This window comes from Porphyromonas somerae DSM 23386 (assembly GCF_000372405.1).
Taxonomy (GTDB): domain Bacteria; phylum Bacteroidota; class Bacteroidia; order Bacteroidales; family Porphyromonadaceae; genus Porphyromonas_A; species Porphyromonas_A somerae.
The window spans coordinates 1-11,318 of sequence record NZ_AQVC01000060.1 but is presented as its reverse complement, the minus strand read 5'-3'; the positions used below and the strand labels follow the sequence as shown (position 1 = coordinate 11,318).

General features: G+C 44.9%; 9 protein-coding genes. All 9 read right to left on the bottom strand.

The features are described from left to right. Nucleotides 1-584: 584 nt before the first annotated feature. Nucleotides 585-1,910 (bottom strand): ATP-binding protein, encoded by a 1,326-nt coding sequence (locus A3GK_RS0109470; protein WP_018029214.1) that lies wholly within the window; start codon nt 1,908-1,910, stop codon nt 585-587. 596 nt (nt 1,911-2,506) lie between these two features. Beyond that, nucleotides 2,507-3,331: a translation elongation factor Ts gene (gene tsf, locus A3GK_RS0109465; RefSeq protein WP_018029213.1), complete on the bottom strand. Its 825-nt coding sequence runs from the start codon at nt 3,329-3,331 to the stop codon at nt 2,507-2,509. Between the two features lie 158 nt (nt 3,332-3,489). Then, a complete protein-coding gene (gene rpsB, locus A3GK_RS0109460; RefSeq protein WP_018029212.1) occupies nt 3,490-4,365 on the bottom strand; it encodes a 30S ribosomal protein S2 in 876 nt (291 codons plus the stop codon). A 156-nt stretch (nt 4,366-4,521) separates the two neighbouring features. Next, the gene (gene rpsI, locus A3GK_RS0109455) at nt 4,522-4,908 is read right to left on the bottom strand and encodes a 30S ribosomal protein S9 (RefSeq protein WP_018029211.1); all 387 of its coding nucleotides are present in this window, start codon (nt 4,906-4,908) and stop codon (nt 4,522-4,524) included. 16 nt (nt 4,909-4,924) lie between these two features. Continuing rightward, nucleotides 4,925-5,380: a 50S ribosomal protein L13 gene (rplM, locus tag A3GK_RS0109450; RefSeq protein ID WP_026161834.1), complete on the bottom strand. Its 456-nt coding sequence runs from the start codon at nt 5,378-5,380 to the stop codon at nt 4,925-4,927. A 412-nt stretch (nt 5,381-5,792) separates the two neighbouring features. Then, nucleotides 5,793-6,134, bottom strand: a complete 342-nt coding sequence (locus tag A3GK_RS0109445; protein ID WP_018029209.1) for a hypothetical protein — start codon at nt 6,132-6,134, stop codon at nt 5,793-5,795. A 21-nt stretch (nt 6,135-6,155) separates the two neighbouring features. Then, entirely contained in the window at nt 6,156-7,067 is a 912-nt protein-coding gene (locus tag A3GK_RS0109440; RefSeq protein WP_155799505.1) for a hypothetical protein, read from the bottom strand. A 586-nt stretch (nt 7,068-7,653) separates the two neighbouring features. Further along, nucleotides 7,654-8,907 carry a RagB/SusD family nutrient uptake outer membrane protein gene (locus A3GK_RS0109435; protein WP_455430338.1) on the bottom strand — a complete coding sequence of 418 codons (1,254 nt, stop codon included), beginning with the start codon at nt 8,905-8,907 and terminating at the stop codon, nt 7,654-7,656. Between the two features lie 289 nt (nt 8,908-9,196). After that, nucleotides 9,197-11,318, bottom strand: a 2,122-nt coding sequence (locus A3GK_RS0109430) for a SusC/RagA family TonB-linked outer membrane protein (protein ID WP_018029206.1), incomplete at its 5' end; no start/stop codon positions are given.

The following is an 11,318-nucleotide window of genomic DNA, read 5'->3' as shown; positions in this document are numbered from 1 at the left end:
CCTTAATATGGATAGCTTGTACTAGACAAGCGAGAAAGGACCTCGGAGAGGTCCGATTTGTTGTAGCCCCCGCGTCGGAGGGCAAAGCCCGAACGACCGGGGGAATAGNTATAGGGCACATTATATCGACCCCTTGTGGGTCGGACAATAGGACCTAGGATATCAAAATTAATCCTTGAATAGGTTGTCCGACCCGCAAGGGGTCGTGGATTTTGGTTGTCTTATTTACCCCCATTCATCGGCTCTGCGAGCCTCGAATGGGGGCTACAACAAATCGGACCTCCTACGGAGGTCCTTAACCATAGATACTCAGATGAATACTACTCGACAAGTCCCTTCTAATACGTAACCCCTGGGTTCCGGATTCAAGGGTTATGTATTAGAAATGGTTGTGTAGTATTCATTCGAGTACCTATGTGGAAAGGACCCCGGCTGAGGGGTCCGTGTTAAATAGGCACAGGTCAAGGCACATAGTGCCGAAGACCTGTGTATAACAATGTGCAAAACACCCTTACGACCCCGGCTGAGGGGTCGGACAACCAAAACTCTGGCTAACCCCAACGTTGGGATCCCTCTCTTGAATGCTACATATCCTCCAGGGTAAGGCAAGTGGTCTCCACATCATACTTCGGGAGCACCTTATTTATTAGGTGTGCTACTTTCTTTTCCAGAAGCTCAGGCTTAAAGTTTTTCCGCTGCCTTTTCACCTCCGCCACCAATGCCTTTCTCTTTTCTAACTTCAATGCGACAATATCTATTTCATTTTGAGCATCTTTGGCGTCCCACCACGAGCCGATGGCTCTGTATTGATGCGATTCAGCCAGTTGCTTTGCAAAATACCTCTCAAGCACTAGCCCCGAGTAGGTGGGGTAGTCCTGGAGGATAATTTGTTGGAGCGCTGGAAAGTTGTTAATCTCTATTAGAGATCGGTGCCTATCAAAGTAATTGAACCAAAACCTCAGGAAGTTATCTTGAATATCGTATCGAACCGTCTGAGTACCCACCTTGGAAAGGATTGGTCGCTTTCGCTCAATGACTTGATACACCTCTATCAGTCGCTTCAGGTGCCCGCCGACGTTCTTATTCCCCAATGATGCCTCTATCTGTGGTTGGGTATTAATGCCCCCCGAGATGGCACTTAAAATGGAGAAGTAAGTACCATAGTCCTTGCCAAACTCCTCAATCAGAAGGTACTTCCCCTCCTCTATAAAAGGCGAATTCTCTCTCACCATATAAGCAATCATCCCCTCGATTGATAAGTCTGTATTATCGCAAAGTAGCTCCACATACTTCGGGATGCCACCAGAGAAGGTGAAAAGTGCAAGTAGGTCGTCGTTACTGTAGTTTTTACGGTAGTCGCCCATAATCTCCTTGAGTGTAGGGGTGTCAAAGGCCGAAAGCTTAATTACATTATCGGCTCGACCAAATAGTGGTTCCTCTTTGTCGTGAAATATCTTCTGCATCAAAGAATAAACCGACCCCGAAATGATGAGATTCATCTTGCTCCTTTTTCGGTATAGATCCCACAGATACTGTATATCGCTAAAGAGTGCAGGGTTCACATTGTAAAACTCCTGAAACTCATCGATGATCAAGTGAAATGGCTTGGTTTCGCCCACCTCCAGCAGGTATTGAAATAGGGAGCGAAAGGTGGTGATCTCACTAGGTACGAAGATAGCTAGCTGCTCGCTGATAATAGATTGGTATTCAGTGCAGAGCAGAGCTTCATTTTTGCGGCCCACAAAAAGATAAACAGCTGGAATCTCCCCAGTGGTTGCCTTAAGGATCAAGCTAGTTTTACCAATCCTACGACGACCAGTCACTACAGTCATCCTTGAGTGGTCTTCAAATGAGAGCTTAGAAATCCTCCGCAGCTCTTCTAACTCACTATTTCTATCATAAAATCTCATCGCTTGCTTATGTTATGGCGGTTACTGTAACGGTCGTTACAAAGGTAAGGATATCTCTTGATATACAAAAATTGCCCACCTATCCCATACATATTGTGGTGTCCGATGCTCCGAAAGTGAGGGAGTCAAGTGGTGTTTTTATGGCCTTCGTAACCCATTGATAATCAGTGGTGTCAATATGGCGAAAATTGAGTTGCAACTAAGCAATCGCTTAGTTGCAACTCGTCATTTGCTTAGTTGCATCTCGCCGATCGCTTAGTTGCAACTAAACTTTTGGCCTACTAGCCCAACGATTTATATGTGGTAAATGAAGCCTTAGTAATTGCTCTGTTAACCCACAGTAATTGGAAGTGTTTTTTCGGACAAGTCGGACGAGTCAGACAAGTCGGACAGATCAGACAGGATTGGGAAGCACCCTCGCGGGTGCTTTTTAGGAGGCTGTTGCACGGAGTGGCATTCTCTTTATCTATTGGTTGTCCGACCTGTCCGACTTGTCCGATAAAGGTACCACCCCCCCCCCACACAAATCAGGCACAAAAAAAGCGGACGCCTAGGGTTATCCCCTAAGCGTCCGCAATATTATTACCTCAGTAGGATTAGTCTTGGTTGAGGTTGAAGCGCTTAAAGTCAGTTACAGTAAGTGACTTAGAAGCCTCATGAAGCGTCTCCTCTACCGACTTCTTGCTCTCAGAGAATACAAACTCCTGCTTTAGGAGGGTGTTCTCCTTGTAGAACTTTGATAGAGAGCCCTGAGCGATACGCTCAAGTAGGTTCTCAGGCTTACCAGCTTGACGTGCCTTGTCCATAGCGATCTCCAGCTCCTGTTGCTTGATGCTCTCAGGTACCCCAGCCTCGTCTACTGCGATTGGGTTCATAGATGCTGCCTGCATAGCAATTTCCTTTGCTAGCTCGCCATCAAGGTTCTCATTGAAGCCCACGATCACACCTAGCTTATTACCAGCGTGTACATAAGCTGCTACTGCAGGGGCAGAGATTTGCTCGTAAGCACCTAGCTCCATCTTCTCACCAGTTACGCCAGAGCGCTCGGTGATTAGAGCCTCGATGGTACGACCATCAATCTCGAGAGCTAGAAGAGCCTCCAGGTTAGCAGGCTTCTCAGCCACAGCCTTATTGAGGATGCTTTGAGTCAAAGCTACGAAGTCCTCATTCTTAGCCACAAAGTCGGTCTCGCACTTTAGAGCCACAAGGGTAGCCACGCCACCCTCAGTGTGGGTAAGTACACAGCCCTCAGCTGCCTCGCGGTCCGAGCGCTTTGCTGCAATCGCCTGACCCTTCTTACGTAGGATCTCGATCGCCTTATCGTGGTCGCCACCAGCCTCTTCAAGAGCCTTCTTTACGTCCATCATACCAGCACCAGTGAGGTCACGAAGGTGCTTGATGTCTTGCATCGTTACTGCCATAATCTTCTTTCTTTATCGTAATAAATTAATTCTTAGTCTCAAAAAAAGCACCTCCTAGCCCTAGGAGTATTGATTGCTCTACGGGGCATGGAGGTGCTGCTCTATTGTCCAAAGTCCTTGGGCTGTCGTCTAATGCTTGGTCTTAGTCTCCAATCACCTTACTCAGCATCCTCATCGGACTCCTTATTGGCAAACTTCTCAGCTAGGCGTGCGTTCATAGCGTCGTTATCCTCACGCTTGATACGCTCACGGCGTACACCTCTGCCACCACGGCGGCGTCCAGTGCTCTCCTCGCCTTCTGCCTCAGCCTGCTGTGCTGCAGCCTTCTCGTCGGCCTTAGCAATCTTGCGCTCCATAGCACCCTCCTTGATCGCCTCTGCCATAGCACCTACGATCACCTCGATAGAAGTGGTAGCATCGTCATTAGCAGGGATCACATAGTCGATGTTTTTAGGATTGGCATTGGTATCGCAGATAGCAAAAATTGGAATACCTAGGCGAAGTGCCTCGCGGATCGCGATGTGCTCCTTGCATACATCCACTACAAATAGTGCCCCAGGGATACTCTTCATATCCTTGATAGAGCCAAAGTTTCTCTCCAGCTTCTCACGCTGACGAGTGATCTGTAGCTTCTCACGCTTTGAGAGGTTCTCAAAAGTGCCATTGCTGATCATGGTATCGATGTTGTCCATCTTACTTACCGTCTTGCGGATGGTAGGGAAGTTGGTGAGCATACCACCTGGCCAGCGCTCAGTTACATAAGGCATACCGCACTCCTGAGCCTTCTCTGCTAGCACCTCTTGAGCCTGCTTCTTGGTTCCTACAAAGAGGATGGTCTTACCTTGCTGTGCCATCTTCTTAAGAGCCTCAGCTGCCTCATCTACCTTCACTACAGTCTTGTGAAGGTCTACAATGTGGATGCCATTACGCTCCATAAAGATATAAGGAGCCATAGCTGGGTTCCACCTACGAGTGAGGTGACCGAAGTGCGAGCCAGCTTCTAGCAGCTGGTCAAAATTTACTCTTGTTGACATAGTGTCTATTGTCTAAATCGTTTACATTCTTCAATCGTCTTGACCTCGAGCAGGGTGAGTAGGGTAGACCGTGCGGCCCGCCATCTCCCGAGCTTAGATACTAAACGAATTTCTCTCTTCTCTAATATTGTGTCGAAAAGTAGCCCTCTGAAAGCATTAACGCTTAGAGAACTGGAACTTACGACGAGCACCTGGCTGACCTGGCTTCTTACGCTCTACTGCACGTGGGTCGCGGGTCATGAAGCCCTCTGCCTTGAGTGCAGCCTTGTCCTCAGGATTGATCTTTACAAGTGCACGGGCAATACCCAGACGAGCTGCCTCGCTCTGACCAGTGTAGCCACCGCCCTTGAGGTTGATCTTGATATCGTACTGACCCTCTACCCCTAGCTTTGCTAGTGGCTGACGCACTACAAATTGTAGTAGTGGGTTGGGGAAGTAAGACTCTATCTCCTTGTCATTGATCGTGATCTTGCCACTACCAGCACGTAGATAGACACGTGCTACAGCCGCTTTTCTTCTGCCTAAAGCATTGATAATTTCCATGTCTTAATCTTTCTACTTATCTGGTTTTGATTTCAATAGTACGAGGTTGCTGTGCCTCATGCTTGTGGTCTGGTCCCTCATATACATAGAGGTTGTTGAGGAGCTTGGCACCGAGGCGATTCTTAGGGAGCATACCCTTTACCACCTTGCGGTAAAGTGCCTCCCAGCCACGTACCTTCACCATACGCTCTGGCGACATCTCCTTCTGCCCACCTGGGTAGAGAGAGTAGCTGAGGTAAGTGCGCTCGGTCCACTTTGCACCAGTAAGTACTGCCTTCTCGGCATTGATAATGATCACATTGTCGCCACAGTCTACGTGAGGAGTGAAGCTAGCCTTGTGCTTGCCTCTCAAAATCTTAGCTACCTCACTAGCTAGGCGACCCATTGAATGCCCCGTGGCATCCACTACCACCCAATCCTTCTGCGCAGTTGCTTTGTTGGCAGAGATGGTCTTATAACTCAAAGTATCCACGTTATTTACTTTGTTTTCTTGTTTTACAATCAATCTTGAAACTTGCAATGTGCATTGATAGTGGGCGTCTTGAGTGCTAATCAGACCCTTATTACAAGGGTGGGTACCCGCTACCTTCTCACTGCAAATCATCTTCTCATTGATAATAATCGGCACGCAAAGATACCAATAAATTCCTTAGCCACAAATACTTTCCCTTAGGAGATATCAGGGATTACGCATTAGAAGAGACTATTGTACGAATGATGATATACAATCTGTTGAGGATAATGGCGTAAGGACCTCGGCAGAGGTTCGTGTTAAATAGACACAGGTCAAGGCACGCAGTGCCAAGACCTGTGTGAATAAGGTGCAAAACACCTTTACGACCCCGGCGGAGGGGTCGGACAACCTATTCCAGGAAATCAAATAGTTAAAAGGTGGTAAAGTAGCTGGAAACTTCTTCTGGAGTTTTCAGCACCGTAATCTTGCTCGCAGTGTTTTTCCTATTCTTTTTTGTTTGCCTACTGCCATTAACTATCTTATAAATGCTATGAACTTCTTCCGACATTGATGCCTCATCGACCGATATGTTATTGTACGAATCAATAATGCTACAGAGCTCATCCGAAAATGAGCGAGATATAAACTCTACTCCCGTAAAGTCAAGTAGATAGTCTTTCTCGCAATCAATGATTTCAGTTATTCGCTTGGCATTGTTTCGCGAGCGAATATCTGTACTTATCAATTCTGCTAATTTAATTATTTGTTTCATAAGTTTATTCCTTCTCGCTAGTTAGTATATGTATTTTGTATAGTCAAATTCCTTTGGGACAGTAGTTGGTACCTTCATAAATATTATCGTCCCTTTCCAGTTAAACACATCAGGTAGTTCAACAGTTCTCTCCTCCTGCCTAGTATGTCTATAGAAGGCTTTCCCCGAGTAGATGAAGAAGGAACCCACTAAGCCTTCCACTAGCATTTTTCGTGTTGATGAAATACCATATCCTCTGTTTTCAGTTTCAGGGAGGTCTTTGGTTGAATGTCCATCTTTTGCAAGATCCAGTGCAAGTGCGTGACTGTTACCAATCGTTTCAAGATATCTTCCTGTTTTTACATAGCTACCATATATAGTGATACCTTCGTCAGCAATGCAAAGGTTAATCAATCCATCCTTTGGCAAAGTCTGTGCAAAAACGTATGCAATCTTGCTATCGGAGTGCTGCTCTATATTACAGAATAGTTCTCCTAAAAAGTAGGATAATGGTGTTTTAATGCGTGCGTCTGCATCACTTTGCTGCTCAATAATGCTTTGGATGACAGTTTGGACTTTATCAAGGTTCGTTTCGTGATTCGCGACACTACAAATTGGTATGTAGCTTTTGTGTTGATAGTCTATTCTCAAATCTTCCAATTCCTTGACCGACGTAATCCCTTTGGGTACCTCAAAGGACACGCTATTAAAGTAGCTTCTCAAATTAGGAGAGACATTTTTGAGCGTGATTTCTTTTCCACACTGTTTTTTATAGATCCCTAGGGGTGCTAAAAAGAATGGGTGTAAAAAACTGCACTCGCCGAAGTCCCAAATGACTTTATCGCAATTGGTTTTTTGTGTCTCGTTAATCACTTGGAACAGATGGTTAAATGAGCTTCCAATCCGTTCATCCTTATCTACATTCGGTATTAATACCTGATTCATTTTATCCATAGTCCGCCATACCATTGTATGCAAATGTAGATTTAATATCTCATACACGCAAATTTCTAATATGTATTCTAGGTCTGATTCCTCAGCCGGGGTCATGGAAGGTGGAAAATATGCTCTTGTACACAAATCGTTTGGGGCTTTGCCTCTCCGACCTGTGCCTATTTACGAGGGAGCACTGCCGAGGTCCTTCCGATCTATCAATTCCTTTGACGAGTATATGCCGAGGATGAGATGCCGGCCCTTTCTAATGCGTAACCCCTGCGGGCGTTGTAAGGTGAGTTAATTAAAGGATTACGACCATCTCTCCGAATGATTCCCTCCAAACCTCCAAACCCTTTCCTCAAGTCAACGCCACTAATAAACAGAAACAAGCAATTGCTTTCATTTAGATTAAACATAAATCGTAGTCATCTAATACGTGAACAACTTCCAACCGCAAAGATGACTACAATAATAAACCGCCACAATACGCCCGCTTTGGGAGAGTTACAGTTACAGTGCTATAACCTTGATAGTCTACAAATGAAAAGGGGGTATCGGATTACGATACCCCCTTGTTTAGAAGCTTAATGCTTAAGATTAAGCATTACTTAGTTGGTCTTGGATCCTGCTGTAGATTCTTATTGATATCCAGTTGATTTTGTGGTAGACAGTGGATATATTCAATAGCGTTAGGATCTAGAGAAGTGAATGCTGACTCGGTATGATTAGATTGAGTCCCCTTTACAGAGGTTTTGCTCCTATCTACATTAAGGTGCCAGCGCTTCATATCCCATACACCATTGCCTTCGCCCCAGAGCTCAATCCTANGTTGGATTCTAATTTCATCTCTTAGAGCCTTCTGATCTGCAGGTGCAGTGTAGCCCTCAGCTCTCTTGCCTACAAATTCTTCAAGTGCTTTCTTTGCCTCGGCTGTCTTGCCTAGCTCGTTTTGAGCTTCGATTGCTAGCAATATTGGATCTTGCACTCTCAAGAATATATAGTCAGAGTTAAGGTTATCAGCATTGGTAACCACAAACTTCATAGAGGTGTAATCTGGGTAGTAATACTTTTCACCCGTTTTTTTGTCAACGAAATCCACTGCGATCTCTGGGTAGTCTTTCTGATTCACGAAGAGCTGTCTTCTTGTATCATTGTCTTGCATTTGATCGTACAGCCATGCGTAAATCAGTCTGCGCTGACCACGGCCACAATAGTTGCCATTAGTTGGATCCATGTGAGAGTAGAAAGATGCCCATGAGGTACTCGTCGCTGGAGTAACATCGTATCCCCAAATGACGTCGCTATTATTCACATTCCATGAAAGTGGGAATTCAGGAACGATATCCTTACCACCTTCAATCGCCATTTTGGCGTACTTTTCTACATTTGCCCAATCCTCCATGCAAGCATATAGCTTTGCGAGGTAAGCAGCCACTACATACTTATCCATATCGGTATGGTCGTCTTTGGTTGCAGCACAATGCTCAATGCCGATCGTTAGGTCTTTGATGGCTTGGTCATAAACCTCTTTTACGGTATTTCTGGCAAGGTCTACGTCGGTATCCTTAAGCATAATTGGCACAGCCATTTTGTTCTCGTTCCCTTTGTAAGTAGCTTGGTAGAAATTGGCTAAGTGCCAGTAAGCAATACCTCTGTAGGCATAGAATGGAGCATTATCTGCACTTGGATCTGGAGCATCATTGATAAATGAGTTGCAGTTTGCAATGATCTCATACCACATGTTCCAGTAGGTACGCACTCTACGAGTGTTTGCGGTTACGGTTACGTAATTGTACTCCCAATCGAACCAGTCCAGTCCTTTGGCTACCACATCTTCGCCCATCAAGTCAAAGGTCATGTGGTAGGCTTTTAGACCAAAGTCATCGTGGCTATCCCAACCGCCTTGGAGCTTATTTGCATTAGACTGTAGGAGTGCACCTCTTAAGTCACTTGCAAAGGTCTTATCGTCTTTTACTAACTCCTCTTTTTGATCTTGAGTCAAGTACTCAGAGACGTCGGCGGTAATGCGGTCGTTGCCACATGCTACTAACCCACCAGCTAGGAGTAGAGTTAATAATATCTTGCTAATGTTATTCATATTCGTTTGTCATTGATTTAATTAATGTCATCAATTACTCAGGTGCTACTTACAGTGAGATAGAGATACCACCTGATATAGCACGAATTACAGAAGGTTGGTTAGAATCTGGGTTACCTGTAAATGAGGTACGTGGATCCAGTCCCTTCCTAGCAGATAGCAAAAATACATTGTCTGCAGATACGTATAGTCTTAGGCCCTTTATCTTGATCTTCTCGGTGATGTCACTTGGTAGAGTGTAGCCAAGTGTTACACTGCGAAGAGATAGATAGGAAGCATCAGTGATGAATCTATCTGAAGTCTTGATCATAGAGCTTTGGTTCTGAAGTCTTGGGACATCGGTATTCTTATTCTCAGGAGTCCATCTGTTAGCGATATCCTTGTGGAAAGTTGCTGCAGTGTTTGAACCATTATGCATGAGGTTACTGTAGTTCCAGTCCACCATCTTACCACCAATACCGTATGCAAATTGCATATCAAAGTCCACACCATAAGCATTGAGTGATGCGAAGAAACCACCCTCTAGGTCACGGTTTACACGACCTACATACTGGCGATCCTTAAGGGTAGAAGAGTGTTTCTTGTAATTGACTACATCAAACTTATCCTCCTTCTCATTGTACTTCTCATACAACGCATCACCATTCTCTGGATTGACGCCAGCATATTTTACTAGGTAAATATCGTTGATGCTACCGCCCTCTTTAAGAATTCTAATGCCAGAAGAGAGACCATTCTCTTTGAAGCGCTCTGGTAGGCTTATGATCTTATTTCTAAAGGTCATACCATTCACACCTAGAGTGAGCTGTACATTCTCGGTAGATACCACTCTACCAGTAAGCGAGAACTCAACACCTGTATTTCTCATAGAACCGATGTTCTTTGGCATATATGGGAAACCAGTACCACGCTCTAGTGGCTCATTGAAGAGTAGGTCGGTGGTCTTACGAGTAAAGAACTCCACCTCTCCAGTCAGTCTATCTTGGAATAGTCCAAACTCAAGACCAAGGCTTAGATTAAGGTTCTTCTCCCAAGTGATGTCAGGATTGCCCTTAAATTTATTGGAGATACTAACATTGCTTCCGTCTGACTCATAACCATAAAGGTTTTGGTATGGAGTGTACATGCGGTAGCCATCATTATCAAGTAGGTTATCGTTTCCTTGCTGTCCGATACTTGCACGTAGCTTAAGATTGCTGATGGTGTTATTATCCTTCAAGAACTCCTCCTCTGATGCACGCCATGATCCACCAAGGCTCCAGAAGGTACCCCAGCGCTTGTCAGGTGCGAATACGGATGAACCGTCAAGACGGAGTGAAGCTGAGAGGTAGTACTTCTCATAGAAGTTACCTGTAAATTGAGTGAAGAAACCCTCTACATTGTAGTTGCGCTCGTAAGAGATTAGGTCGGTTGTCTCACCAAAGGTGTTGAACTCAAGACTGGTTGGAATAATGGTATTCTTCTTAGAGCCGTAAGTGTGCTTTAGGTTCCACTTGTAGAACTCGTGACCAAGTAAAGCTTGCATAGAGAAGTCGCCAAATTTAGCGTCATAAGTAAGCACTTGGTTCCAGTTTATTGTGGTATAGTTGTCAAAGTTCTTCTCAAGGATACCTCTGTAGTCCTTACCGTCACCCATTCTTGGGTTGATAAAGTAATTGGTGAGGTCATTGTTTTGGTAGTAGTTGAAGGTCGTATTGAATTTGAAACCTGCACCAAAGTCAATGTCTGCCCTTGCAGTTTGGTTGATATAGAGACTTCTATAGTTATCTCTATTTAGTTCAGACTCACCTATGATGTTCTTACCACCAGAATACTTTCTCGCACCATTGATTCCAGGACGGGCATCACCAGTATCATAGATCTTTTCACCAGTCTCTTTATCCATCATAATCTTACCATCTTTGTCGTGTGCATAGACTGGGTAGATTGGAGCGATGTTGCGGGTGAAGTTGAATACGTTGGAGAAAGCATTACTAGACTCATTACCGAAGTTACCTTGTGTATATGAGATCAGTGAGCTTGCAGTAAGCTTTAACCAATCGTACATCTCAGTCTCATAAGATAGGCGAGAAGAGATACGGTCGAAGGCGTTCTTGATAACATAGCCTTGGTCGTTTAGATAACCTACTGAGAAGAAGGTCTTGGATTTCTCTGAACCACGAGTGAGTGAT

Coding starts and splice junctions, on each gene's coding strand:
- A3GK_RS0109470 (WP_018029214.1), bottom strand. CDS start 1,910: ATGAGATTTTATGATAGAAATAGTGAGTTAGAAGAGCTGCGGAGGATT.
- tsf (WP_018029213.1), bottom strand. CDS start 3,331: ATGGCAGTAACGATGCAAGACATCAAGCACCTTCGTGACCTCACTGGT.
- rpsB (WP_018029212.1), bottom strand. CDS start 4,365: ATGTCAACAAGAGTAAATTTTGACCAGCTGCTAGAAGCTGGCTCGCAC.
- rpsI (WP_018029211.1), bottom strand. CDS start 4,908: ATGGAAATTATCAATGCTTTAGGCAGAAGAAAAGCGGCTGTAGCACGT.
- A3GK_RS0109445 (WP_018029209.1), bottom strand. CDS start 6,134: ATGAAACAAATAATTAAATTAGCAGAATTGATAAGTACAGATATTCGC.
- A3GK_RS0109440 (WP_155799505.1), bottom strand. CDS start 7,067: ATGGATAAAATGAATCAGGTATTAATACCGAATGTAGATAAGGATGAA.